Source organism: Petrocella sp. FN5 (assembly GCF_029210395.1).
In the GTDB taxonomy this organism is placed as follows: domain Bacteria; phylum Bacillota; class Clostridia; order Lachnospirales; family Vallitaleaceae; genus Petrocella.
The window spans coordinates 1-26,633 of the sequence record NZ_JARGDP010000011.1 but is presented as its reverse complement, the minus strand read 5'-3'; the positions used below and the strand labels follow the sequence as shown (position 1 = coordinate 26,633).

At 37.5% G+C, this 26,633-nt stretch carries 23 protein-coding genes; all 23 read left to right on the top strand.

What is annotated here, in order from left to right; translation table 11 throughout:
• Nucleotides 1-3: 3 nt before the first annotated feature.
• On the top strand, nucleotides 4-288 hold the full coding sequence (locus P0N36_RS04905; RefSeq protein ID WP_275841722.1) for a hypothetical protein: 285 nt from the start codon (nucleotides 4-6) through the stop codon (nucleotides 286-288).
• A gap of 83 nt (nucleotides 289-371) precedes the next feature.
• On the top strand, nucleotides 372-1,139 hold the full coding sequence (locus P0N36_RS04900; RefSeq protein WP_275841721.1) for a FliA/WhiG family RNA polymerase sigma factor: 768 nt from the start codon (nucleotides 372-374) through the stop codon (nucleotides 1,137-1,139).
• A 12-nt stretch (nucleotides 1,140-1,151) separates the two neighbouring features.
• The gene (locus tag P0N36_RS04895; protein ID WP_275841720.1) at nucleotides 1,152-2,759 is read left to right on the top strand and encodes a DUF342 domain-containing protein; all 1,608 of its coding nucleotides are present in this window, start codon (nucleotides 1,152-1,154) and stop codon (nucleotides 2,757-2,759) included.
• A 58-nt stretch (nucleotides 2,760-2,817) separates the two neighbouring features.
• A complete protein-coding gene (locus P0N36_RS04890; RefSeq protein WP_275841719.1) occupies nucleotides 2,818-3,129 on the top strand; it encodes a hypothetical protein in 312 nt (103 codons plus the stop codon).
• Nucleotides 3,130-3,138: 9 nt separating this feature from the next.
• Nucleotides 3,139-3,654, top strand: coding sequence for a DUF6115 domain-containing protein (locus tag P0N36_RS04885; RefSeq protein WP_275841718.1), 516 nt, complete (start codon nucleotides 3,139-3,141; stop codon nucleotides 3,652-3,654).
• A 7-nt stretch (nucleotides 3,655-3,661) separates the two neighbouring features.
• A complete protein-coding gene (locus P0N36_RS04880) occupies nucleotides 3,662-3,928 on the top strand; it encodes a hypothetical protein (RefSeq protein ID WP_275841717.1) in 267 nt (88 codons plus the stop codon).
• Nucleotides 3,929-4,095: 167 nt separating this feature from the next.
• Nucleotides 4,096-4,815 (top strand): 30S ribosomal protein S2, encoded by a 720-nt coding sequence (gene rpsB, locus P0N36_RS04875; protein WP_275841764.1) that lies wholly within the window; start codon nucleotides 4,096-4,098, stop codon nucleotides 4,813-4,815.
• Between the two features lie 83 nt (nucleotides 4,816-4,898).
• Nucleotides 4,899-5,819 (top strand): translation elongation factor Ts, encoded by a 921-nt coding sequence (gene tsf, locus P0N36_RS04870; protein ID WP_275841716.1) that lies wholly within the window; start codon nucleotides 4,899-4,901, stop codon nucleotides 5,817-5,819.
• A 91-nt stretch (nucleotides 5,820-5,910) separates the two neighbouring features.
• Nucleotides 5,911-6,615 carry a UMP kinase gene (pyrH, locus tag P0N36_RS04865; protein ID WP_275841715.1) on the top strand — a complete coding sequence of 235 codons (705 nt, stop codon included), beginning with the start codon at nucleotides 5,911-5,913 and terminating at the stop codon, nucleotides 6,613-6,615.
• 11 nt (nucleotides 6,616-6,626) lie between these two features.
• Nucleotides 6,627-7,181, top strand: coding sequence for a ribosome recycling factor (gene frr, locus P0N36_RS04860; RefSeq protein ID WP_275841714.1), 555 nt, complete (start codon nucleotides 6,627-6,629; stop codon nucleotides 7,179-7,181).
• Between the two features lie 100 nt (nucleotides 7,182-7,281).
• Nucleotides 7,282-8,004, top strand: coding sequence for an isoprenyl transferase (locus P0N36_RS04855; protein ID WP_275841713.1), 723 nt, complete (start codon nucleotides 7,282-7,284; stop codon nucleotides 8,002-8,004).
• Nucleotides 7,994-8,797, top strand: coding sequence for a phosphatidate cytidylyltransferase (locus tag P0N36_RS04850; protein WP_275841712.1), 804 nt, complete (start codon nucleotides 7,994-7,996; stop codon nucleotides 8,795-8,797). Before P0N36_RS04855 ends, P0N36_RS04850 begins: the two co-directional genes overlap by 11 nt.
• A gap of 19 nt (nucleotides 8,798-8,816) precedes the next feature.
• A complete protein-coding gene (locus tag P0N36_RS04845; protein WP_275841711.1) occupies nucleotides 8,817-9,953 on the top strand; it encodes a 1-deoxy-D-xylulose-5-phosphate reductoisomerase in 1,137 nt (378 codons plus the stop codon).
• A gap of 5 nt (nucleotides 9,954-9,958) precedes the next feature.
• Nucleotides 9,959-10,993, top strand: a complete 1,035-nt coding sequence (locus tag P0N36_RS04840; RefSeq protein WP_275841710.1) for a M50 family metallopeptidase — start codon at nucleotides 9,959-9,961, stop codon at nucleotides 10,991-10,993.
• 37 nt (nucleotides 10,994-11,030) lie between these two features.
• Entirely contained in the window at nucleotides 11,031-12,200 is a 1,170-nt protein-coding gene (locus P0N36_RS04835) for an iron-containing alcohol dehydrogenase (protein WP_275841709.1), read from the top strand.
• A 160-nt stretch (nucleotides 12,201-12,360) separates the two neighbouring features.
• Complete coding sequence (locus P0N36_RS04830; protein WP_275841708.1) at nucleotides 12,361-12,816, top strand: ferritin-like domain-containing protein; 456 nt, start codon at nucleotides 12,361-12,363, stop codon at nucleotides 12,814-12,816.
• A 282-nt stretch (nucleotides 12,817-13,098) separates the two neighbouring features.
• Complete coding sequence (gene ispG, locus P0N36_RS04825) at nucleotides 13,099-14,166, top strand: flavodoxin-dependent (E)-4-hydroxy-3-methylbut-2-enyl-diphosphate synthase (RefSeq protein ID WP_275841707.1); 1,068 nt, start codon at nucleotides 13,099-13,101, stop codon at nucleotides 14,164-14,166.
• Nucleotides 14,163-18,551, top strand: coding sequence for a PolC-type DNA polymerase III (locus P0N36_RS04820; protein WP_275841706.1), 4,389 nt, complete (start codon nucleotides 14,163-14,165; stop codon nucleotides 18,549-18,551). The genes ispG and P0N36_RS04820 overlap by 4 nt, the downstream gene beginning before the upstream one ends.
• A gap of 413 nt (nucleotides 18,552-18,964) precedes the next feature.
• A complete protein-coding gene (gene nifJ / locus P0N36_RS04815; RefSeq protein ID WP_275841705.1) occupies nucleotides 18,965-22,498 on the top strand; it encodes a pyruvate:ferredoxin (flavodoxin) oxidoreductase in 3,534 nt (1,177 codons plus the stop codon).
• A gap of 748 nt (nucleotides 22,499-23,246) precedes the next feature.
• Entirely contained in the window at nucleotides 23,247-24,119 is an 873-nt protein-coding gene (locus P0N36_RS04810) for a leucyl/phenylalanyl-tRNA--protein transferase (protein WP_275841704.1), read from the top strand.
• 366 nt (nucleotides 24,120-24,485) lie between these two features.
• Complete coding sequence (locus P0N36_RS04805) at nucleotides 24,486-24,989, top strand: CPBP family intramembrane glutamic endopeptidase (RefSeq protein ID WP_275841703.1); 504 nt, start codon at nucleotides 24,486-24,488, stop codon at nucleotides 24,987-24,989.
• A gap of 24 nt (nucleotides 24,990-25,013) precedes the next feature.
• Nucleotides 25,014-25,166, top strand: a complete 153-nt coding sequence (locus P0N36_RS04800) for a hypothetical protein (protein ID WP_275841702.1) — start codon at nucleotides 25,014-25,016, stop codon at nucleotides 25,164-25,166.
• Between the two features lie 281 nt (nucleotides 25,167-25,447).
• On the top strand, nucleotides 25,448-25,954 hold the full coding sequence (locus P0N36_RS04795) for a CPBP family intramembrane glutamic endopeptidase (RefSeq protein ID WP_275841701.1): 507 nt from the start codon (nucleotides 25,448-25,450) through the stop codon (nucleotides 25,952-25,954).
• Nucleotides 25,955-26,633: the final 679 nt, after the last annotated feature.

Sequence of the window (26,633 nt, the reverse complement as noted above, 5' to 3'; positions counted from 1 at the left end):
ATTATGCCATTTAAGAATCTGAACATTATTATAATGCTAATAGCTGGCATTATTGTTACAGTTATAAGCATGATTTCCAAATACGCCTTGAATCATCTTGTGTATACGTTGATGATTGTTATGATTATCTTTTTTATCTTGGGTACGGTGATACAAACGATGCTAAATAAGATAGCAGAAAAAGCAGATCAAACGGCCAGAGAAAAGGAAAAACAATTATTAGACAAGGAAGTCAAAAGCCTTGAAGAAGGAAAAGAAGCGTCTAAAGACATAGATGATGAATCCTAACTATGGTTAAAGTGTCAAAATTAAGTTACATTAAGTATATCAGTATGCTTTTGGCAACTTAACCAATTATATGGAGGCACAAAATGGAAAAGCAAAGCACAGATAAGCTATGGGAGATATACAGTCGCACCAAAGACAAAAAAATAAAAGAGCAGCTCATCATAGAATACTCCCAAGTGGTCAAGTATGTAGCCGGAAGATTAAGTATGTACTTAGGGAACAACGTCGAATTTGATGACTTGGTAGGCTATGGGGTTTTTGGATTAATTGATGCCATTGACAAATTCGATTATGATAAAGGCATTAAGTTTGAGACCTATGCATCCCTTCGAATAAGGGGCGCCATTCTGGATAACATAAGAAAAATGGACTGGATTCCCAGATCTGTTAGAAAAAAACAGAAGGACATCGAACGCACCTATCAGAAGTTAGAGTCAGAACTTAATCGACCGGTATCCGATTTGGATATGGCGGAGGAGATGAATATCTCAGTCGATGAATATTTAAAATGGCAAGATCAAACCAAGGCATTAAAGCTCACTTCTTTGGAAGACTATGTTGAAAAGGGAGGAGAAAGTAATGTTGAGCCTCTCAACAAATCAAGATTCATGCTTCCGGAGGCCAACTTAGAGAAAAAAGAGTTAAAAAAAATGCTGGTAGAAGCCATACAGAATCTATCTGAAAAAGAATGTAAGGTGATTACCTTATACTATTATGAAGAATTAACACTAAAAGAAATCAGTCAAATCATGGAAGTATCAGAATCACGAATCAGTCAATTGCATACAAAAGCACTTGGAAAAATGAAGCAATTATTGGGGAATAATATTGAATTGCTATCATCACTATAAAGGATGGTGTTTATGGGAGCGAATATTAACGACGGCTATTTTGAGATTAAAACAGGTAGTGATGGTATATATTTAGAAGTTTTAGAAGCAAAAAAAGGCGGAAAGAACGTAGAAATTCAAGAAATAACGAATGAATTAAAAAATATGAATATAGAAACGTATGACCTTGCATCTTTAGAAGAACTTTTAAAGATGGAGGGATTTGAGAGTATAGAGATGAAAATAGCTGAACCCATTGAAGATTCGAATGAAGACGATGATTATTTCAGAATCGAGATTTCAGAGAATAAGATGTCGGCTTACATAACCTTCTATAAGTCAAGTAGACCTTTTAACAAGGAAGAAATTATCAAAGACCTTGGCTCTAGAGGGGTTAAGCATGGTGTTGACATGGAGCTTTTAGAAGCACTAGTAGCAGAAAGAGAGTTAAACAATGCCTATTTAATTGCAAAAGGTACACCACCAACCCATGAAACAGAAGCAGTTATTGAGCATTATTTCAAGACTGAAAATGATGTACGCCCCACAATGGATGAGGACGGGAATGTCAATTATCATAAGTTAAATGTCATAGCCCATGTAAAGGAAGGCCAACTTTTATCCAGGTTGATTCCGGGTACGCAAGGTATAGACGGTATTGACCTTCATGGCAATTTACTAACACCCAAAAAAGCCAAGGTGGTTAAACTAAAATACGGTAAGAACATTAGTCTTAATGAAGACAAGACTGAAATCACGGCTGCATGTGATGGCTTAGTTAAGATCATAGAAGATAAGGTTGTGGTCAATGATGCCTATGACGTGCCTAATAATGTTGGTAACTCTACAGGTGATATTGATTTTGACGGCACTGTCATCGTACATGGTAATGTCATTACCGGTTTCAAGGTAAAAGCCAGAGGTGACATTGAGGTATTAGGTGTCGTAGAAGGTGCGGAGATCATCTCGGGTGGTAGCATCATACTTCATAAGGGCATACAAGGCATGGGAAAAAGCAATATACAGGCAGCCAATAACATAAAAGCCAAATATATTGAAAATGCCAATGTAACTGCCGGAGGCGATGTTCATAGTGAAGCCATTTTACATAGCATGGTGACCTGCAAGGGCACCATAACCGTAGAAGGTAAAAAAGGTATGATTTCAGGTGGTACAGTACGTGCAGGACAAGGTGTGACCACAAGAATTTTAGGTTCTCATATGGGTACTGTAACCAACGTGGAAGTTGGTATCGATCCAATTATGCTGTCGGAATATGGAGAACTAAAACGGGAAATACCAAAAATGGAAAGTGAACTCTCAAAGTTAGAACAAGTCATTCAACTGCTTAACAAGAGAAAAGAAATAGCTGGAAAACTAGATGATGACAAACAGGAAATGTATATGTCAGCCGTACGCAATAAGATTTTCCTAACCAACAAGCTCAATCAAGGCAAAAAGAAATTTGAAACCATGCAAACAGAAGTTGAGAATAAAAATGCCGGCGTAGTAAAAGTAAGCCATGAACTCTATACCGGCGTGAAGATTTCCATCGGCAATATTAGCACGCATATCAGGGATGAAATCAAAGGTGTTATTATTACGAAAAAAGGTGCCGATATAAAAGTATCATCATTATAGGCGTTTATGCATGACATTTGCATCGAACCAGACGGATCTGGATTAAGGAGGTGTGCTTATGCCTATTAGACCAATCGATTTACAAGTTGCCATACCAAAGATGTCAGAAGTATCTAGAATTAGTCATTTAGACCAACAAAAATCAGGATTGTTACAAGATCAGGGTTCTTTAGCTGCGGATAGAGGTCGGCACAAAGAAGGCCAAACAGTTAATGCATCACAAAAAGATGCAAAAGCAGGCACCGATGCGGATGCTCGTAAAAAAGGGCGTAATGACTATCAAAACAATCGAAAAAAGACAGGCGAAAAGGGCATCCAGGAACCCGTACAACCACCAAAATCAGACCATAAAATAGATATAAGAATTTAGGAGCATGATGTGACAATATATGATGGATTAACAATAGGTTTTATAGCAATAGGTATATTGTTTATCGTTTTAAGTTTCCTATATGATGGGACTAAAAAAACAATGAATCAAGATGAAGTAGCCCTTGATGATGAAAGCTTTCGGAAACAGATCAGCATCATCAATGAAAAAATAGTGGAAATGAACGAATACCATGATTATGTTCAAAAAGAAATGGAAAAGAAGCATAAAGAACTTCTATTCCTTTATCAAATGATATCAGAAAAAGAGAAGAAGGTGCGTCAGATTCAGACGACCCGTTACGAAGAAGAGGCGACAAAAAATAGCCTTCAGGTATCGACAGAAGTAAATGAAGAACTAAAAACAGAACTAAAAACAGAACTAAAAACAATAAATACAGCCACCATCAATACCAATATGAAGATTTTGGAACTAAAACGTCAAGGCTATCCGGCGTCTGAAATAGCCAAAGTCTTAAACATTGGTCAAGGTGAAGTACAGTTGGTCATCAACTTATTTGAATGAGGCTCCTATGGAAAAAATTGAAATAAAAGGCTTCTTAAAAGGTGTTGGGACAACATTGATTATCATGTCCATGATTTTTTACGGTCTCATTGTTCATCTACAAACGACTCAGACAAAACAGACACATACCAATGAAGAAATCGTAGAAATGGCCAGAGACTTAGGCATGATCTATATAACAGAAATCAAAGATGTTGACCTATTAACAAAGGATTATATTATAAAAATGGCGAAAAGCTATGGTATGGAATATAAGGAAGCACCTTCGGAATAATAGAAGATGCTTCCTTTATAATAATGCTTGCTAATGTGACCTTGATATGATACAATAGCAGACGTGAAAATAGCACGCATTTGGATTTTTGACAAGGTGCCACCAAAGGGTGGTCTGTGAAAAAGATGAAGGATGCGGAAGAAATCAACCAAAACGGAGGTACTAAAATGGGCGTTATTTCAATGAAACAATTATTAGAAGCAGGGGTTCACTTCGGACATCAAACAAGAAGATGGAATCCAAAAATGAAAGAGTATATCTACACTGAAAGAAATGGGATATACATCATTGACTTACAGAAGACAACAGGACTTGTAGACAAAGCATACTACGCAATCAAAGATGTTGTAGCAGACGGCGGTACAGTATTGTTTGTCGGAACCAAAAAGCAAGCACAAGAATCCATCAAAGCAGAAGCAGAGCGTTGTGGCATGTTCTACATCAATCAAAGATGGTTGGGTGGTATGTTAACAAACTTCAAGACCATTCAAGGCCGTGTAAGACGATTGAAAGAGCTTGAAAGAATGCAAGAAGATGGTTCATTTGATTTATACACGAAAAAAGAAGTCATCGGTATGAAACATGAAATGGAAAAACTTGAGAGAAACCTTGGTGGTATCAAGGAAATGAAGAAGATTCCTGATATTATTTTTATCGTAGACCCAAGAAAAGAAAGAATTGCAATACAAGAAGCACATATTTTAAATATTCCTCTTGTATCCATCGTAGATACAAACTGTGATCCGGACGAAATCGATTATGTTATACCAGGTAACGATGATGCCATCAGAGCAGTAAAACTATTAACAGGAAAAATGGCAGATGCGGTTATTGAAGCGAATCAAGGATTACAAAACCATCCAGCAGAAGAAGTAGCAGCTGAATAAAACCATTGATGCTTCAACCCCTAATGGTTGAAGCATTTTTTCCGTTAAGTAAAAAAATAAGATAACATTATGGAGGTAAGATCATGGCAATAACAGCAGCAATGGTAAAAGAATTAAGAGAGAGCACCGGCGCAGGCATGATGGATTGTAAAAACGCATTGACCGAAGCAGGCGGCGACATGGAAAAAGCAGTAGAAGTACTAAGAGAAAAAGGTCTTGCAAAGGCAGCAAAAAAAGCAGGAAGAATTGCAGCCGAAGGACTAGTAGATACATTTGTTGATGGGAATACAGCATCTATAGTTGAAGTTAATTCAGAGACAGACTTTGTTGCAAAGAATGACATATTCAAGAATTATGTACAAGAAGTGGCTAAGCAAGCAGCTAAGACTTCGTCAGAAGATATTGACGCTTTTTTGGCTGAAGAAAGTCTTTTTGAAGCAGGTTCTACAGTGAATGATGTATTAACCGGTAAGATATCTGTTATTGGTGAGAACTTAAAAATCAGACGCTTCAAAAAAGTAGTAGTTGAAAATGGTGTTGTTGCTTCATATATCCATATGGGTGGTAAAATAGGTGTACTTGTAGAATTAGAGTCGGATGTTGTAAACGATGCCGTTGTTGAATGCGGACGTAACCTTGCTATGCAAATTGCAGCGGTAAGCCCACTTCATGTTGATCGTTCAGAAGTATCAGAAGCCTACGTTGAAAAAGAGCGTGCAATATTAAAAGAGCAAGCAAAAAATGAAAACCCTGACAAACCGGACAGCATCATTGATAAAATGATTATAGGTCGTTTGAATAAGCAACTTAAAGAAATCTGTTTATTAGATCAAGCCTATGTAAAAGACGGTGACCTTACAGTAGCCAAGTATGTTGAGCAAGTAGCTAAAGAGCAAGGTGCAAACATCAAAGTCAAGGCATTTACACGTTTTGAAACAGGCGAAGGCATTGAGAAGAAATCAGAGAACTTTGCTGAAGAAGTTGCAAGACAAATGCAAGGCTAAGAGATATAATGAAGAAGCACGGTTGTGCTTCTTTTTTTTAGACTGGTAAATAATCCAAACATATGTTAAATTAATTATTAGAGGTGTTGAAATGTCCAATTATAAAAGAGTGTTGTTAAAACTTAGTGGTGAAGCACTGGCAGGTGACAAATCCGTAGGATTTGATGAAACCAACGTGATGATTGTAGCAAGCCAGGTAAAAAAACTGATTGAAAAAGGTGTAGAAATCGGTGTGGTAATTGGTGGTGGTAATTTCTGGCGTGGCAGAAGCTGTAACTTCATGGATCGAACCAAAGCGGATGAGATTGGCATGATGGCGACCATAATGAATGCTCTATATACATCAGCTATGTTTAGAACCATTGGTATAGATACCGTTGTACAAACCCCATTTGAGGTAGGTATGATGACAGAACGCTTCTCCAAGGATTCTGCACTCAAGCATTTGAAAAAAGGATGTGTTGTTTTTTTTGCAGGTGGTACAGGCCATCCCTATTTTTCAACCGATACCGGTGCAGCACTTAGAGCAATTGAGATTGAAGCTGAGATTATACTCCTTGCAAAAAACATCGATGGTGTCTATGACTCAGATCCAAAAGCCAATGAAGAAGCTGTTAAGTTTGACACAATCAGTTTATCAGAAGTGATTAATAAAAACCTCAAGGTTATGGACCATACGGCAGCAATTATGTGTTTAGAGCATAAGATGCCTATGTCCGTGTTCTACTTGAATGATGAGGACAGTATTGTCAATGCCGTCAGTGACAAAATAAATGGAACCGTTGTAACGGTATAGGAGGATCTAGTATGTATGATGAGTTAAAAAAGTATGAGGAAAAAATGGAAAAAACAGTTCATGTACTTGAAGGTGAGTTTATTAGTATTCGAGCAGGAAGAGCCAATCCTCATGTTCTTGACAAAGTGACTGTTGATTATTATGGACAAGCGACCCCTCTTAACCAAGTCGGTAATATAACAGTACCGGAAGCGCGTGTGCTAATGATCCAACCTTGGGATGTTAAGATTGTAAAAGATATAGAGAGAGCTTTACATGCCTCCGACATCGGCATAACACCAAACAGTGATGGTAAGATTATTCGCTTAATTTTCCCAGAGTTAACAGAAGAACGACGTATGGAACTTACAAAAGATATTAAGAAAAAAGGCGAAGAGTCAAAAATAGCCATAAGAAATATACGACGTGATGCTATAGACCATTTTAAAAAAGCTGAAAAAGCCCGTGAAATCACAGAAGATGACTTGAAAGATTTGGAAGATCAGACTCAAAAACTGACAGATCGATTTATTCTAGACATCGATAACCATGTTGAAAACAAGACAAAAGAAATCATGACTGTATAAATAAAACCAATAGATTCAGAGAGTGCCCCTCCTTGGAGGGGCGTTTTAGTAGATTGACACTTTAACCAAAATATCTAATATTGAGGTGGCGATGGCCGATATGACAACAACAAACCAATTAAACATACCAAAGCACGTTGCAATTATTATGGATGGTAACGGCAGATGGGCGAAGAATCAAGGAAAGAATAGAACCTATGGACACAAAAGCGGGAGTGATAACCTGAAGGTCATTGCACGAGCAGCCAGTGACATGGGCATTAAGTACCTTACTGTATATGCTTTTTCAACAGAAAACTGGAAGCGACCAACTTCAGAAGTTTCCTTTTTGATGGGGCTATTGCGTCAGTATCTAAAAGACAGTATCAAGAATGCCCAAAAAGACAATATGCGGGTCATTGTAATAGGAAGAAGGTCGGATTTGGAACCGGACATACGGGAAGCCATAGAAAGCTTAGAAGCCGCTTCAAAGGACCATACAGGATTGACCTTGCAGATTGCCATTAATTATGGTGGTAGAGATGAGATTATAAGAGCGATTAAAGCTTATGAAATAGAAAAAGAAAATAACCCTAAGATTGAACTGGATGAAAGTCTATTTGCAGAGTTCTTAGATACCAAAGACATTCCAGACCCAGAACTTATGATAAGAACCAGTGGTGAGTTAAGATCCAGCAACTTCTTAATTTGGCAATTGGCTTATAGTGAATTTTTCTTTGTAAAAAAACATTGGCCGGATTTCACCAGTGAAGATTTGATGGAGGCGATAATCGCCTATAACAAAGTGAGCAGAAGATTTGGAGGCCTAAAAGATGAAAGCTAGAATAATAACTGCGGTCTTATTATTGCCGTTAATCATTTTTTTATTATGGTATGGTAGACTACCATTAATCATAGTTCTTTGCGGTGTAACCATTATCGGCCTCTATGAATTTTTTGCAGCCGTAAAGCTAGAAGATCGATTGCTAAGAGGTATGGCCTTTTTGTTGGTCATCATTACCTACAGTTTCTTTTGGACAGGAGATTACACCTATATGAATCTATCAGTTTTGATGTTCATAGCCCTGTCACTAGGTATCTACGTCTTCAAATACCCTAAGATATCCTTAGATCAATTAGGTTTTTTAACTTTTGGTATGGTCTATATACTCTATCTACTGCTACATATTGCATTAGTAAGAGAGACTACACCGGAAGGCATATGGTCCGTATGGCTTATATTTATAATAGCTTTTGGTAGTGACAGTGCGGCATACTTTGTTGGGGTTAATTTTGGCAAAAACAAACTGGTACCAAAGTTAAGTCCCAAAAAAACCATAGAAGGAGCCTTAGGTGGCGTTTTAGGTGCAGGGATTTTATGTACAATCTTTGGTATATTGATGTTACAGTATGGACTGGTAGATACCTGGGTAACATTGCCAATGTTTTTTGTCATCGGTATATTCGGATCGGTGGTATCTCAGATAGGCGACTTAGTCGGATCAGCCATGAAGCGACAAACACAAATAAAAGACTTCGGAAAAATCATACCGGGACATGGTGGCATACTAGACCGTTTGGACAGTATACTTCTAACAGCACCATATGTCTATATCATCGTAACTATGCTATACTAAGATTAAAAAGAGGGTACATATGCGTAAAATAACCATACTAGGATCAACAGGATCCATTGGAAAACAGACACTGGAAGTCATAAGAGAGCAAAAAAACATTGAAATAGTCGCCTTAACGGCCAATCAGAACATAGAGTTACTCGAACAACAGATTCATGAGTTTAACCCCAAATGCGTTGTGGTTATGGATGAAAAAAAGGCCATGACCCTACAGAAGAAGATGGGTCATAAGACGGAAGTTTTATGGGGTATGGATGGACTAATAACGGTATCAACACTAAGCGAGATTGATCTGGTTGTAACAGCCATTGTAGGTATGATAGGACTAAGACCAACCATTGCAGCCATTAAGTCTGGCAAAGACATTGCACTGGCTAACAAAGAAACCTTGGTAACAGCCGGTGCGATCATCATGGACCTGGTAAAGAAACATAATGTAAGACTATTGCCAGTAGACAGCGAACATTCAGCTATCTTTCAGTGCTTAAACGGTGAACAGACGTCAGCGGTTGAGTCCATTATCCTAACAGCATCAGGTGGACCTTTTCGTGGGTATACCAAAAAGCGCTTAGAAGAAGTCACTTTGGAGCAGGCATTAAAACATCCCAACTGGTCTATGGGTGCTAAGATAACCATAGATTCATCTACATTAGTAAATAAAGGACTTGAAGTAATAGAAGCCAAATGGTTGTTTGATTTAAGAAGAGAACAGATTCAGGTGGTTGTTCATCCTCAAAGCATTGTACATTCCATGGTAGAATTTATAGACGGGTCCATCATCGCTCAAATGGGACTGCCGGACATGAAGCTGCCCATACAATATGCATTGGCATATCCGGAGCGGGTCATTAACCCATATCCAAGATTAAAGCTGGGAGACATAGGGACTTTAACCTTTGAAGAACCGGATTTACAAGTCTTTAGAGGATTGGCTTTGGCCTTTGACGCATTAAGAGAAGGCGGTTCCATGCCAATCGTTTACAATGCGGCCAATGAATCAGCAGTAGACATGTTTTTGAAACAAGAAATAAAATACAAGGATATTGTCACAATCATAGATCAAGCTATGACAAAACATAATGTGACAATATGTAAAGATGAAACCGACGTTATAGAAATAGAGAGCTGGACAAGGAATATTGTCAGAAATAGGTGATGAAAATGAGCATTTTAGTATCCATATTAATATTTGGACTTATTATATTAATCCATGAATTAGGACATTTTTTATTTGCTAGAAAAGCAGGTATATTGGTAGAAGAATTTGCCATCGGCATGGGTCCGAAGATCGTAGGCAAAAAAGTAGGAGATACCCTGTATTCCATAAGAGCTATCCCATTTGGTGGTTTTTGCAGAATGCTTGGTGAAGATCAAGAAGTTGAAAATGACCCCAGAGCGTATTCAAGTAAGTCAACATGGGCTAGGTTTCAAGTTATTTTTGCAGGCCCCTTATTTAACTTTTTATTGGCTTTTTTCTTTGCTATTGTTTACATCAGTTTGGTTGGCGGTACGACATCTACCATCAGTGAAGTTGTAGAAGGCTATCCGGCATATGAGTCCGGCGTACAAGTAGGGGATCGAATTGTCGGTTATAATGACAGAACCGTCTTAACATCCAAAGAACTAAGAATATACTTAAACACAGAAAAACCAAGTCAGATGGAATTAACCGTCAAACGTGACAGCGAAAAAATAAGCTACATAATTGAACCCAATGTTGGAGAAGACGGCATTTATCGTTTAGGCGTCAACTTCACCTTCATTGACATCAAAAACCCTATAGAAATCCTAAAAAATGCAGCTATAGAAATCGTATTTTGGATAAAGATCGTCATCTATTCATTAGGTCAATTGATTACCGGTGGTATATCCGGCAATGATATTGCAGGTCCTGTAGGAATTGTTGGCGAAATCAGTAGCGGCTATCAAGAAAGTATCCAATATGGCATAAAATCAGTCATAGCCACTGTAGCTTTTTATATTGTGCTCCTTAGTGCAAACCTAGGGGTTATGAACTTATTACCTATTCCGGCGCTTGATGGTGGCCGAATCGTTTTCATTGCGATAGAAGCTTTACGCGGTAAACCCGTCGACCCAAACAAAGAAGGCTTTATTCACTTTGTAGGTTATGTATTGCTCATGATTTTGATGGTACTCATTTTATTCAATGATATTGTCAAAGCCGCTTTTTCGTAAAAAGTGAAATCCAAGTAAAGAAGGTAGGAAATAAATTATGTTGAATTTTGAATTTGATAATAAAACAAAAATTATATTTGGCAAAAAAGTAGAAGAACAAGTGGGTGAACTGGTAAGTGCCAATGCAAAAAAAGTATTGCTTCACTATGGTGGTGGCAGCATCAAAAAAAGTGGTCTGTATGACCGTGTAATCGACAGTCTACAAGAAGCAAAAGTAGAGTATGTGGAACTGGGTGGCGTTGTTGCCAACCCAAGAGTGAGTCTGGTACGAGAAGGCATAAAATTATGTCGTGAGGAACAAGTTGACTTTATCTTGGCGGTCGGTGGGGGAAGTGTTATTGACTCTGCCAAAGGCATTGCAGCCGGCTTCTACTACCAAGGGGACGTTTGGGACCTGTATATGAGAAAAGACACTTTTGATGTCTGTCTACCAATCGGTGTTGTATTAACCATCCCGGCTGCCGGTAGTGAATCCAGTGGTGGGTCAGTGGTTACCAATGAAGACGGTTTATGGAAAAGAGACATTGGAAGCTTGAATCTAAGACCGGTCTTTGCCCTTCTTAATCCTGAACTAACCTTTACTTTGCCGGCATATCAAACAGCATGTGGTATTTCTGATATGTTAGCCCATGTTATGGAACGGTATTTCACCAGAGTTATTAAAGTGGATTTAACAGACCGATTGGCTGAAGCCATAATGAAAAGTGTCATCAAACAGGCTCAGATTCTAAATCAAGTTCCGGACGACTATGATGCCAGAGCAGAGATTATGTGGGCCGGCACATTAGCCCATAATGACTTAGTTGGTACAGGACGACAAGGGGATTGGTCATCTCATGGGATTGAACACGAACTCAGCGGTATTTACGATATTGCCCATGGTGCAGGCCTAAGTATTATTTTCCCGGCATGGATGAAGCATGTCTATAAAACGGATATACCAAGATTTGCCCAATTTGCTAACCGGGTGTTTGACATTGAGATCAATACCATGAATTTAGAAGAAACAGCTATGAATGGTATTGAGGCAATGGAAAACTTCTATAATCTAATAGGCATGCCAACAAGATTATCACAAGTCAAAATAGATGACTTACGATTTGAAGAAATGGCCAATAAAGCAACCAATAACGGCACCACCACCATGGGTTCTTTTGTCCAGCTTACCAAGTCAGATATTTTGGCTATCTTTGAACTGGCAAAATAAGGACTATTGTAAGCCGCGAAATTATTTTATTACCTTGAATAGAGACGCCATCATATTGACGATGGGCCTGTTTTATGATAAAGTAACAAGTGTGTTAAATACATAACAACTTCAACGAATATTTATTAACTAATATTTATTATGGAAAAGAGGGATTAAGATGAAACCATCATTTTCAAATCTAGAAGTCATTAAATTTGCAATCGGTATGGAAGATATGGGTATTAAGTTTTATGAAGACTATGCGAAAAAGTCCGAAGGCGAGATTAGGTCATTATTCTTAAGACTGGCTGACGATGAGCGCCGCCACAAAGCATTTTTTCAAAACCTATTAGATGAGACCAGCAAAGAAGCAGGCGCCTTTGATTATATGTTTGATGAGTCTGTAACCAGTTTTTTTGAAGCATTTGCTCAAAGTGCTGGATTTTCTAGAGAAATCAAAGACATTGAAACCAATAGAGAAGCCATACTAGAAGGCATCACAACAGAAACATTAACCCTTCAGTATTACAAAGATATATATGAATATTCCAAAGAAAAAACAAAAGAAACACTTGAGATCATCATCAAAGAAGAAGAAGGACATTTGGAATTGCTCAAAGGATTATTAAAATAAAGATAAAGGTTAAAATGTAAAACAACATTGACCATGAAGTTCCTTTAGTCATACATACAAAAATATTAGAACCTAGCAAAATTAAAATAAAGCTGACTCAGATTGTATCCTGAGACAGCTTTATTTTAATATATGGGTAAAGTCTTAATGACGGGTATAAAATATTTTTTATGCGAATTCACCATTGATTAATACCCTTCATACCTTTACAATAAAGATTGTACAATAGGACAAATAAAGTCGAATAAGAAGTCCCAAAGACAATAACATATAGGAGTGCGTATGAACAGAACACAGACAAGAACCATTCAAATAGGCAACGTCACAATAGGTGGGGGTCATAAGATTGCCATACAATCCATGACCAACACCAAAACAGAAAACATAGAAGCCACGGTAGGTCAGATTCTTGAATTGGAGCAAGGCGGATGTGATATCATTCGCGTGGCCGTGCCCACCATGGAAGCAGCACTGGCCATAAAAGCAATCAAGAAACAGATTCATATCCCACTTGTGGCAGACATACATTTTGACTATAGACTGGCATTGGCCTCCATTGAAAACGGTGCCGACAAGATTCGAATCAACCCAGGTAATATTGGTTCAAGTGATCGTCTCAAAAAAGTGGTAGATGCTTGCAAGGCAAGAAATATACCCATACGTGTAGGTGTTAACAGTGGTTCCTTGGAGAAGGAGATTCTGGCTAAATATGGACACCCTACGGCAGAAGCCTTAGTAGAGAGTGCCCTTAATCAATGTAGAGCCATAGAAGCACTAGGCTATAATCAATTGGTCGTATCCATCAAATCTTCAGATGTCATCAAATCCATAGAAGCTTATAGACAGATAACAAAAGAAATCGATTACCCTCTTCATCTTGGTATCACAGAATCCGGAACAGCTTGGGCAGGCACCATTAAGTCGGCCGTAGGACTGGGCGCCATGTTGGCAGAAGGCTTTGGAGATACCATACGGGTCTCTCTAACGGATAAGCCAATAGAAGAAATAAAAGTCGGAAAACAAATACTGAAGGCCTTAGGCTATGAGAACCATGGCATAGAGATTATATCCTGTCCGACGTGCGGACGAACAGACATTGATCTGATTGGTATCGCCAATGAAGTAGAAAAAAGATGTGCAGACTTAGACCTGAACATCAAGGTCGCTGTCATGGGTTGTATCGTCAATGGTCCAGGCGAAGCCAGAGAAGCAGACATTGGTTTAGCCGGCGGCAAAGGTCTTGGCATTATCTTCAAAAAAGGTGTCATCATCAAAAAAGTTAAAGAAGAAGAACTGGTAGAAGCCTTGATGACAGAAATAATGACGACAAGTAAGGTGATAAATCCGTGAGTAAAAAATTAGACGAAGTATTTCGAGGTATCCCCTTAACCGGTCAGTTGAACCGGGTTTTTGATGATGCCCTTGTAGAAAACGTATATTTTAATAAAGACCAGAATAAACTTTATATACAGATGTTGCTTAAGCAGGTCATTCATCCTCAGATTATCCAATTATTAAGAGACAAGATTGTGGAATTCTTAGATGAAGAAGGCCTATTTGTGCGTATAGAAGAACGTTACGCGACCAACCATGGCTTAGATATAAAAGAGCTCTATGCTTATTACCAACCAAGTCTTATGTATCTCATCAAAGAAGAAAGCCCTTTTGTGGCGGCCAAGCTAGGTTTATTAGAACCACAGTGGGAAGCGGAACAACTGACCTATGCATTGGAAGAATTTGACTATGATTATATGAAACAATACACCATTGATCAGTTTATCCAATTGACATTTAAGATGAAATTCGATGTAGATCTTAAAGTGGCCTTTATAAGAAAAGAAAAACACCATAGTGTATTTGAAGAATTTGTAGAGAACCGAAAAAGAGAAGAGAAAAAACTCATCAAAGACATGATGATATCCGGTAGCAACCCGTCTCAATCAGGCGTAAAAGAAGTCAAAGCACCGGATATACCAAAAGGAAAAGGCAAACCATTGCCAGACAATCTGGTAATCGGAAGAAAAGGCATCAGCGGTATTATTACAAAAATCAAAGACTTAAATGGTGACTATGATAGTATCATCATTGAAGGTTTTGTCTTAAGTCAAGAGATAAGAATAACAAAATCAGGCAAAGTATTGCTGATTATGGACGTCACCGACTTTACTAATTCTATCACCTGTAAAGCCTTTTTGAAAAAAGAAGAATTTGATGATCGAATTGCCTCTATGTTGACTAAGAATATGTTTGTGCGACTGGAAGGTCGCGTCGCCTTTGACTCCTTTTCTAATGAACTGGGCATAATGATCAGTACCATGGAAAAAATAGAAGACTTTAGACTTAAGAAGATGGACCATGCCCAGGAAAAAAGAGTGGAATTACATGTCCATACACAGATGAGTGATATGGACGGAATGACCAGTGCCAAAGCACTAATTAAAAGAGCCAAGGAATGGGGACACAAAGCCATGGCTATAACAGATCACGGGGTGGTACAGGCTTTTCCCGAAGCTTTTCACGCCATTAATCCCTCAGATGATTTCAAGATACTCTATGGTGTAGAAGCCTACTTGGTGGATGATCTAAAAGACATCATAAGGCATCCAAGGGGTCAAAACCTAAACAGTGAATACGTGGTTTTTGATATTGAAACAACAGGCTTTTATGCCGGTAAAGACAAGATAACTGAGATTGGAGCCGTCAAGATCAAAGAAGGCAAGATCGTAGAGCGATATGGCACCTTTATTAATCCGGAGCGAAGCATACCCATTAAGGTACAACAGTTAACAGGCATTGATATAACCATGGTCAAAGATGCCCCTACCATAGAAGAAGAACTAAGGAACTTCCTGACATTTTGTGGAGACAGCATTTTAGTTGCCCATAATGCGGATTTCGATCTTGGTTTTATTGAGTGTTTTGCTAAGAAATTGGGCATTGAAGTGAAAAACACCACCCTTGACACCTTAGAACTGGCTAGAATATTTTTGCCGGATTTGCATAACCACAAGCTACAAACCATTGCCAAGCATTATAATGTGCCACTCATAAATGCTCACCGTGCTGTAGACGATGCAGAAGCAACCGCTCATATATTGCTCAAGATGTTTGAACACATGAATCAAATCAATATCCACACCATAGAAGGTATCTTAACCTACGCCAACCAATCCATCAGAGATGTAAAAAGACTCCGTGCGGCCCATGCCATCATATTAGCAAAAAACTTAGTAGGCCTTAGAAATCTATATGAGTTGGTCTCAAAAGCGCATCTGGATTATTTTTACAGACAGCCCAAAATACCTAAAAGTATCTTTAACACATTAAGGGAAGGTCTTTTAATCGGTACAGCCTGTGAAGCCGGTGAACTATACAAAGCGGTGCTTGAAGATAAGCCCAAAGAAGAAATAGACCGACTTTGCGATTTTTATGATTATTATGAGATTCAGCCCCTAGCTAACAATGAATTTTTAATTCGAAACGAAGCCGTAGATGACTGGGATGCCTTAAAAGAGATTAATAAGAAAATCGTTGCACTGGGTGAAGAACATCAGAAAATGGTGGTCGCAACTTGTGATGTTCATTTTATTGATCCGGAAGATGAAGTCTATAGACGAATTCTAATGGCGGGCAAAGGATTTGGAGATGCAGACCAGCAAGCGCCTCTTTATTTTAGAACCACAGAAGAGATGCTAGAAGAATTTTCATATTTGGGTCAAGAAAAAGCCTTTGAAGTGGTGGTAACCAATACCAACAAAATCATGGACAGTATAGAAAAGATTGACCCCGTACCACCGGAAAAATACCCACCGGTCATAGAAGGCTCAGATGAGACACTGACCAACATATGTTATGAAAAAGCCATATCCATTTATGGAAAAGAATTACCAACACAGGTCAAAGAAAGACTGGACAGGGAGCTTAACTCCATTATTACCAATGGTTTTGCCGTGATGTATATCATCGCTCAAAAACTGGTATGGAAATCCATGGAAGATGGCTATCTGGTTGGTTCAAGAGGGTCGGTCGGATCCTCCTTTGCAGCGACCATGGCCGGTATTACAGAAGTAAACCCGCTACCGGCGCACTACATATGCCCGAATTGCCATTATACTGATTTTGAGTCAGACATCATCAAGGATCATTCCGGTAACTCTGGCTGTGACTTGCCGGACGCCAACTGTCCTAAGTGTGATACCCTATTAATAAAAGAAGGACATGACATACCATTTGAGACTTTCTTAGGTTTCTATGGCGACAAAGAACCAGATATAGACCTTAATTTCTCAGGAGAATATCAAGCCATAGCCCATCAATATACAGAGGAGCTCTTTGGTGTCGGCCATGTGTTTAGAGCAGGTACCATTGGTACATTAGCAGAAAAAACAGCATTTGGCTTTGTGAAGAAATACTTTGACGAGCACCATCAAACAGCCAGAACAGCAGAAATCAATCGACTGGTACAAGGTTGTACCGGCGTAAGAAGAACCACGGGACAACATCCCGGCGGTATTATTGTTGTACCCAAAGATCAGTCCATATATAAGTTTACCCCTGTACAACGTCCGGCCAATGATCAGAAGACCTCCATCATCACCACCCACTTTGATTATCATTCCATTGATCATAATCTATTGAAGCTGGACATCCTCGGTCATGATGACCCTACTATGATCCGTATGTTGGAAGATCTGACCGGTATTGATGCCACAAAGATACCACTAGATGAACCCAAAGTCATGTCACTTTTTCAAGGTTTAGATGCACTTGGGATTACAGCAGATCAGATCGGCGGAACCAATCTGGGTTGCCTTGGCATACCGGAGTTTGGAACTGATTTTGTTATTCAGATGCTCCAAGACACAAAGCCAAAAAGCTTTTCGGATTTGTGCAGAATATCCGGACTCTCTCATGGTGAGAACGTATGGCTTAACAACGCTCAAGAACTGATAAGAGATAAAAAAGCCAATATTAAAGAAATCATATCTACGCGCGATGACATTATGACCTATCTGATTCATATGGGTGTGGACAAAGGCCTCTCTTTTAAGATAATGGAAGACGTTAGAAAAGGCAAAGGCCTAGTACCGGATATGGAAACAGCTATGAAAGCGGCAGATGTCCCGGAATGGTACATCTGGTCTTGTAAGCAAATTCGGTACATGTTCCCCAAAGCCCATGCCGTAGCCTATGTCATGATGGCTTACCGTATCGCCTATTATAAAGTCTATTATAAGGAAGCTTATTACGCTACGTATTTTAGTATCAGAGCAACGGATTTTGATTATGGCACCATGTGTCATGGCAAGCATCATCTAGAACAACATATGCAACTGTTAAAAGCCAAAGAATCACGGGCAAAAAGCCGAGAGATGGATCCGGATGAAGGTGGCATACAAAAATTTACCAAAAAAGAAAAAGATACAATAAAAGATATGAAAATCGTTCAGGAAATGTACGCCAGAGGCATTGAGTTTCTGCCTATGAATCTATACAAAGTGGATGCTAAGAAGTTTCAGATCATAGACGGAAAGATCATGCCGGCCCTAAGTGCCCTTCAAGGGCTGGGGGAGAAGGCCGCAGAGAACATTGTACTTGAGCGGGAGAAAGGACCTTTTATTTCCATAGAAGACCTAAGAATCAGAACCAAGATTAGCAAGACGGTTATTGAGATTATGAAAGACAATGGTATTCTAGAAGGCATGCAAGAATCCAATCAATTAAGCTTATTCTAAACCTTAATTGTAGAATTAATTTGTATAAAATAAAAACATTAAAATTATTCGATTGTGTAAGATTAAGGATGTTTTTTTTACAAGGGATGTGTTATAATATCAAAGTACATTGTATACAATGTATGTTACAAAAATAACTAACTCAAAGCATCAAAGAAAGTCAAGGCATATTAATTGTACTAATAAAATACATGACTAATTCATTAGTGTATGGTGTTTTTATGTATGATATAATATAAAGTAGCGTGGATTATATTGCTTATACTAATTATTAAACAATAAGGCATAGAAACATTGTTATTTGTTCGTCAAATAATACTGATTCGTGTTGTCTTGTGGTTTTGATGGTTGGTGTAAACACTATGAAAAGGCTAACCATCAATCTTTAAAAAATATATGGAGGTAATCAAAACATGGCTAACAAAGTATTTAAGTCAATGGATGGAAACATGGCTGCAGCATATGTTGCATATGCATTTACAGATGTAGCAGCAATCTATCCAATTACCCCATCGTCAAACATGGCAGAATATACTGACGAATGGGCAGCAAGTGGAAAGAAAAACATTTTTGGTCAAAGCGTTTCTGTAACAGAGTTACAATCAGAAGGTGGCGCATCAGGTGCCGTACATGGTTCACTTCAAGCAGGAGCATTAACAACGACCTATACAGCATCACAAGGTTTATTGCTTATGATTCCGAATATGTACAAGATGGCAGGTGAACTTTTACCGGCTGTATTCCATGTAAGTGCTCGTGCTGTAGCTGCTCACGCGCTTTCAATTTATGGAGACCATTCAGATATTATGGCAGCTAGACAAACCGGTTTTGCAATGTTGGCATCCGGCTCCGTTCAAGAAGTTATGGACTTAGGCGGTATAGCACATTTAGCAGCGATTAAGTCAAGAGTACCATTTGTACATTTCTTTGATGGTTTCAGAACATCTCATGAAGTACAAAAAATCGAAACTATTGATTACAGTGTATTCAGTGATTTGGTTGATATGGATGCAGTTGATGCCTTTAGAAATAGAGCTCTTAACCCTGAGCACCCAGTTACAAGAGGTACAGCACAGAACCCTGATATCTTCTTCCAAGCCAAAGAAGCATCCAACAACTTCTATACAGCGGTTCCGGATGTGGTAAATGATTATATGGCTAAGATTTCTGCGATTGTTGGTAGAGAATACAAGCCTTTTAACTACTATGGCGCTCCAGACGCAGAGAACATTGTTATTGCAATGGGATCTGTAACAGAAGCACTTGAAGAACTCGTAGATTACTTAAACGCTGAAGGCAAAAAAGTAGGTCTTTTAAAGATTCACTTATACAGACCATTTTCAGCAAAATACTTCTTCGACGTATTCCCAACAAGCGTCAAGAAGATTGCAGTACTAGATAGATCCAAAGAGCCAGGTTCACTTGGCGAAGCACTATATGAAGAAATCAGAACATTATTCTATGACGTAGAAAACAGACCTGTTATCGTGGGTGGTCGTTATGGTCTTGGATCAAAAGACGTAACACCTACAGTATTAAAAGCTGTATATGACAACCTTGAATTAGATCAACCAAGAAACGGATTCACCATCGGTATCGTTGATGATGTAACCGGATTATCCTTACCAATCGGTGAAGATATCGTTACAGAAAACGAATCTGCAATTCGTTGTAAGTTCTGGGGACTTGGTTCAGACGGTACAGTTGGTGCTAACAAGTCAGCCATCAAGATCATTGGTGACAAAACGGATATGTACGCTCAAGGTTACTTCTCCTATGACTCCAAAAAATCAGGTGGTATTACAGTTTCTCACTTAAGATTCGGTAAAGAGAAGATCCGTTCAACCTACTTAATCAATGAAGCAGACTATATCGCTTGTCATAATCAATCCTATGTGGACAAATACGACTTACTCAAAGGCCTTAAAAAGGGCGGAAGATTCGTACTTAACACACATTGGACAACTGAAGAATTAGATACACATTTACCAGCATCTCTAAAAAGAGATATTGCAAATAAAAACGCTGAATTCTATACAGTAAACGCGACTGATCTTGCAGAAGAAATCGGTCTAGGCAACAGAATCAACATGATCATGCAAGCCGCTTTCTTCAAGTTAGCAGATGTACTTCCAATAGAAAAAGCTGTTGAATACCTTAAAGAAGCCGTTGTCAAATCATACGGTTCAAAAGGTGAGAAGATCGTTAGCATGAATAACGCTGCAATTGACAAAGGTATTAATGCCCTTGTTAAGATTGATGTACCAGCTGCATGGGCTGATGCTAAAGATGTAGCTGAGGAAGAAACAACAGTTCCGGACTTCATCAAGAATGTAGCCTTTGTTATGAACGCTCAAAACGGTGATTCATTACCAGTAAGTGCTTTTGAAGGCAGAGAAGACGGTACCTTCCCAATGGGTATCTCAGCATATGAAAAACGTGGTATCGCAGTGAACGTGCCTGAGTGGCAAGTAGACAACTGTATCCAATGTAATCAATGCTCTTTCGTATGTCCTCACTCAGTTATTCGTCCATTCTTATTAGACGAGAACGAAGTAGCAAATGCACCAGAAGGCTTTACAACTAAGAAAGCTGTTGGAAAGCAATTTGAAGGTCTTGAGTACAAGATTCAAATAAGCCCACTTGACTGTACAGGTTGTGGTAACTGTGCGGATATCTGCCCATCCAAAGAAAAATCATTAATCATGAAGCCTCTTGAAGAGCAAATGGCAGAAGTAGCCAACTGGGATTATGCACACAATGAAGTAACTTACAAGTCAGACCTTATGGATGTGAGCACATTAAAAGGTAGCCAATTTGCACAACCATTGTTTGAATTCTCAGGCGCTTGTGCAGGATGTGGTGAAACACCATACCTAAAAGTAATCACACAACTTTATGGCGAAAGAATGATTATTGCTAATGCTACCGGATGTTCTTCAATCTGGGGTGGTTCAGCACCAGCAACCGTATTCACACAAAATGCAGAAGGCAACGGACCTGCATGGGCGAACTCCTTATTTGAGGACAACGCTGAGTATGGTTATGGTATGACCATGGGTATCAAGCAAATCAGAAACTCTTTAGAAATGAACTTAAACACATTAATTGGATCAGATGTACCTGCAGAAGCTAAAGCAGCATTCCAAACATGGATTGAAGCAAAAGAAGATGCAAAAGCTTCAAAAGAAGCAGCAAAAGCAGTTAAAGATGCGCTTGCAACCATTACATCTGAAGACGCAGCAACTAAGAAAATCGTTGCAGACGTATTATCCAAAAAAGACTACTTGGCGAAAAAATCCATGTGGATCGTTGGTGGTGACGGATGGGCTTATGACATCGGTTACGGCGGACTTGACCATGTACTTGCATCTGGTGAGAACGTAAACGTACTTGTATTTGATACAGAAGTTTACTCAAACACAGGTGGACAAGCGTCCAAATCAACACCAACAGCAGCGGTTGCCAAATTCGCAGCAAGTGGTAAAGAAGTTAAGAAAAAAGACCTAGGTATGATATCAGCAACTTACGGTTACGTATATGTTGCACAAGTAGCTATGGGATCTAATAAGAACCAATTCATGAAAGCCTTAACAGAAGCAGAAGCTTATGATGGACCATCACTGATCATTGCATACTCACCTTGTATCGCTCATGGCATCAAAAACGGCATGGGTAAAACACAACTTAGAGAGCAAGAAGCAGTGGATGCAGGTTACTGGCACTTATGGAGATATAATCCTGAGCTTGTAAAAGAAGGAAAGAACCCATTCACATTGGATTCAAAAGAGCCTTCAACAGACTTCCAAGAGTTCTTACTCGGAGAAGTACGTTATACATCCTTACAAAAAACTTTCCCAGATCAAGCAGAAAGATTGTTTGTAAAAGCTGAGAAAGACGCTAAAGAAAGATATGACTCATATCTAAGAATGGCAAGAAACGACTAACCAGAGGTAACCAGAGGGACAGTTCTTCCGGTTCGCTTCTTAGCAACAAAAGTAAATAATCAAGTAGAAGAGGGTACAGACATATTGATGTTTGTACCCTCTTTTTAAGTATCCGTTTTTCTACAAGAAATATCATAGACAGAACATATCAAAACACTAACCTTATCATATGTATTTACAATAACTCCCATTTATGTAAATAGTTACAATAATAAAATGCAAAATACAAAATAAAACAAAAAACACTTTACTTTCTGAGGCAACATTGCTATGCTATGATAAACAAATAAATAGACAATTTTTTGTAGAAGAAGAAAAGCAGTAAAAATAAAGAGGTTATGAATCCTAATACAGTATAATACTTATACTATTCCCAAAGTAAAATAAGTAGTAAATCTTTTTATGGGAGAAAAGATATCTGGATTAGGATTATAATAAATAAATTAAACGTAGATATAGGAGGAAATAGAAATGGAATTACTACCTAACCAGAGGGACAGTTCTTCCGGTTCACTTCTTAGCAACAAAAGTAAATAATCAAGTAGAAGAGGGTACAGACATATTGATGTTTGTACCCTCTTTTTATCATCATTATTTCAAGGAACCATATAGTAACCAGTGGGACAGTTCACCATTTGATAATCCTTTAGAAAATATGACAAAGGACTTAGTAGAAAACATAAAAAGACTATGTTATAATTTTATGAAAGACACAAACATAGATAATTTATCGGGGGAGGCAAAAGTTATGAATACAGTAAAAAACAACAGGATTGTAGCAGGGGTTAAATATGTACTTCCGGATCCAATATGTAAAAAACTAGGCAAGATTCGTGAAAAATCCAACAAAGTCATGTGTAAGCATTTTCCGGAATTATATAAGTACAAAGGAAGAGTGGCAAAACTTAATAAAGACATTGAATTTCCATCTATCCAAAAAGGAAATAAAAAAATCAGATTCGGACCAATCGCCTACTTACTGGCCTATGGTGGAGATTTATCTGTTGAGAGAATAGTTGAAGCTACCAAACAAGGGATACTACCTTTTTCTACAAACGGTGAACCCTACTTATGGTGGGTTGCAGATCAAAGATGTGTCATTTTTTTAGATTCTATTCATATAGAAAGACCGATAAAATCTTTGCTTAAGAAAGATATGTTTACGATTACAGTGGACAAGGCATTTCTAGATGTCATTTATGGATGTAGAGGTTCCCATGAAGGGTTTTTATGGTTAACAGATGATAGAATCCAATCCTTATGCGATTTACATCAAGCAGGGTATTCTCATTCAATAGAATTGTGGCTAGATGATGAACTTGTCGGTGGCATTCTTGGTTTTCACATTGGTGGATACTTTCATATTGAATCTAAGTTTGGAGCAATTAATAACGGGTCCAAATATCTATTTATTGTTTTATGTTTACGTATGAAAGAACTTGGATTTAAGTTCTGTGATTGTGGTCTTTGGCCTACAGATCACCTTAAGCGCTTAGGTGCTTCAGTCATCAAATATGATGAGTTTATAGCATTGTTGGATGAGGCAATATTGCAAGAAAGTCCGGTTCGTGATTGGGAAAAGGTATTTTATGATTGCAATGTCCATGAAATATCAAAATAAATGAATAAAAAAGTAGAAGAAGGTATAGACATATTTAAGTATGTACCTTCTTTTTTATTATCTGTTTTCCTATTAATAGCTTTGTGGAGCTGAATATACGAGAACACTAAGCCTGACTTATGTATTTACAATATTTCCCATTAATGTAAATAGTTTTAATATAAAATTGAATAATACAAAATATAACAAAATATGCTTTACTTATATATAAGTAATGGTTATAATATGAAAAGTAGGTAAAAATATGAAAACCAATATAAAAAATGGGTAAAAAGTAGGCTCGAAAATTGATGAGCCACTAAAGATAATTCAAGTTAAAGAAGAATACATGTATAACTTCTCGCAACTGTATAGGAGATTAAGCAAATGAGATATATCAATAAATTGGACATTTATCTAAGAAGCCTTCCAACCGCTAAGTTTATACTTATGATGACATTGATTTCTTATATAGTAGTTATCCCGGTTGTTTTAATTGGATTTTTTATGAATACACACGTGGGTGGACCAGAATTTGAAGATATTCCTTTAGTTTTAATGATATTAATTGTAGTTGTAATAGGACCTATTTGGGAGACGTTAGTATATCAATTATTGATAATTAGACAATTGAAAAACCGCATTTTCTTTAAGCGTAGAAGTTCTTTAACCATACTTATTTCAGCCTTAGTTTTTGGTGCAGTACATATATATAGTATCTATTATATGATCTATGCATTTATTATTGGCTTCCTATTTGCATATGCTTTTGTAATATATGAAGACAAGAAGGCATCTGCATTTTGGGTGACGATGGCTATTCATGGATTAAGAAATGGCGTATCAGTGATCATAACAGATATAGAGTTACTATATCAGCATTTTTTCTAGGGTTGATAGGAGGGGGATTGTGTTGTGAAAAAAGCATTTATTAATGGTCTAATAATACTAATTTTCATTATTATTGGTGAAATGGTGATGTATAATACTGTTTCCATGAAAAGCATTGTATTAGCAATTTCATTAGGTGTGGTAGGTTTTCTGATTAATATTTATAGCATAAAATAGTATCAAATTATGACTTCACTGCACCAGCATTGCCATTAAGAAGTGTTAATCTCATATAAAAGCAATAGATAAATAAAGCCACATTCAATTGATTGGAATTAGTAACTATGCGCAATGGCTTACCAATCCAATAAATAATCAAAAAAGTTAGCGATAAGTATAGGAACCAAGAAGGTTTCTGATATTACAAGGGATAGTTTGACAAAATAATATAAAGGCACTGATGAGTGGTGCCTGACCTACAAGGTTGTAAGAAGTCAATGAATAAGGAGATCAAACAAATGAAATATATCAATAAATTGGACATATATTTAAGAAGCCTTCCAACCGCTAAGTTTATACTAATAATGACATTAATTTCTTTTATCGTGGATAATATTCTGCTTATTTTGTTAGAACTATTGATGAAGAAAGATGTGGGTGGGCCTGAACTCGAAGAAATTCCTATAGTTTTATTATTCCTATTTGTCGTTATAATAGTACCGATTATTGAAACGTTTATATTTCAATACATAATAATTAGAATACTGAAAAAAATTAATTTCCTTAAGAATCGAATGGTTTTAGTGATGTTTATTTCAGCAGTAGTTTTTGGTGCATCTCATACATATAGTATCTATTATATGTTTATTACATTTATTACGGGCATATTACTAGCGTATACTTTTGTAGTATATGAAGATAAGAAGGTATCTGCATTTTGGGTGACGACGGCCATTCATGGACTGATAAATGGTGTATCAGTGGTTATAGTAACTTTAGAGGTTTTATATCAGAAATTTTTTTAGTGTTGCCAGTATTTGACCGTGTAAACCATAATAGTAAATAATGGAATTGAAGAGGGTGCCAAAGGATATTGTGTGTTTGGACCCTTTTTTTAGTATCTATTTTTCATAAATAACTCAGTGGACCGGATATTTCAAAACTTAAGCTTTACTATACTGTATTTCCAGTAATTCCCATATATGTATAAAAGTTGCAATAATAAATTATAAAATATAAAATATAACAAAAAATGCTTTACTTTCATAAAAATTATTGTTATGCTATGATAAGTAAAAATTAAGGCTGAACTGGAATCTCGGATTCCATTTCAGTTGCATTTGGATTAATCTGTGCAGCAATAGGCGCATATACGCCAGTGTGAGTATATCTTATACTTTATAGTTAATAATATTTTTAGAAAAAGCTTTTAAAGCATAGATAGGAGATTATATATAATGAGTTCTTTTGTGAAATATTTTATTCATTTCAGCGTTATATGTCTTGTAATTACACTTTTAATCGGAATATTATGTCTTTTTGAACTAACTGTAAGCAAAAACATTGTGATTACTTATCTTGTAGGTATACTTTTTTTTAGTGGATCGATGGCTTTGATCTTCAGTAACTTTATAGCTAAACAAGAGGTTATGGATATAAGTATGAATACAGAATTTAATAAAGAAATATTTATTAATGAAATAA

Coding starts and splice junctions, on each gene's coding strand:
- P0N36_RS04890 (WP_275841719.1), top strand. CDS start 2,818: ATGCCTATTAGACCAATCGATTTACAAGTTGCCATACCAAAGATGTCA.
- P0N36_RS04835 (WP_275841709.1), top strand. CDS start 11,031: ATGTTGAATTTTGAATTTGATAATAAAACAAAAATTATATTTGGCAAA.
- rpsB (WP_275841764.1), top strand. CDS start 4,096: ATGGGCGTTATTTCAATGAAACAATTATTAGAAGCAGGGGTTCACTTC.
- P0N36_RS04855 (WP_275841713.1), top strand. CDS start 7,282: ATGACAACAACAAACCAATTAAACATACCAAAGCACGTTGCAATTATT.
- P0N36_RS04900 (WP_275841721.1), top strand. CDS start 372: ATGGAAAAGCAAAGCACAGATAAGCTATGGGAGATATACAGTCGCACC.
- pyrH (WP_275841715.1), top strand. CDS start 5,911: ATGTCCAATTATAAAAGAGTGTTGTTAAAACTTAGTGGTGAAGCACTG.
- P0N36_RS04895 (WP_275841720.1), top strand. CDS start 1,152: ATGGGAGCGAATATTAACGACGGCTATTTTGAGATTAAAACAGGTAGT.
- ispG (WP_275841707.1), top strand. CDS start 13,099: ATGAACAGAACACAGACAAGAACCATTCAAATAGGCAACGTCACAATA.
- tsf (WP_275841716.1), top strand. CDS start 4,899: ATGGCAATAACAGCAGCAATGGTAAAAGAATTAAGAGAGAGCACCGGC.
- frr (WP_275841714.1), top strand. CDS start 6,627: ATGTATGATGAGTTAAAAAAGTATGAGGAAAAAATGGAAAAAACAGTT.
- P0N36_RS04905 (WP_275841722.1), top strand. CDS start 4: ATGCCATTTAAGAATCTGAACATTATTATAATGCTAATAGCTGGCATT.
- P0N36_RS04795 (WP_275841701.1), top strand. CDS start 25,448: ATGAAATATATCAATAAATTGGACATATATTTAAGAAGCCTTCCAACC.
- P0N36_RS04810 (WP_275841704.1), top strand. CDS start 23,247: ATGAATACAGTAAAAAACAACAGGATTGTAGCAGGGGTTAAATATGTA.
- nifJ (WP_275841705.1), top strand. CDS start 18,965: ATGGCTAACAAAGTATTTAAGTCAATGGATGGAAACATGGCTGCAGCA.
- P0N36_RS04830 (WP_275841708.1), top strand. CDS start 12,361: ATGAAACCATCATTTTCAAATCTAGAAGTCATTAAATTTGCAATCGGT.
- P0N36_RS04805 (WP_275841703.1), top strand. CDS start 24,486: ATGAGATATATCAATAAATTGGACATTTATCTAAGAAGCCTTCCAACC.
- P0N36_RS04850 (WP_275841712.1), top strand. CDS start 7,994: ATGAAAGCTAGAATAATAACTGCGGTCTTATTATTGCCGTTAATCATT.
- P0N36_RS04880 (WP_275841717.1), top strand. CDS start 3,662: ATGGAAAAAATTGAAATAAAAGGCTTCTTAAAAGGTGTTGGGACAACA.
- P0N36_RS04840 (WP_275841710.1), top strand. CDS start 9,959: ATGAGCATTTTAGTATCCATATTAATATTTGGACTTATTATATTAATC.
- P0N36_RS04845 (WP_275841711.1), top strand. CDS start 8,817: ATGCGTAAAATAACCATACTAGGATCAACAGGATCCATTGGAAAACAG.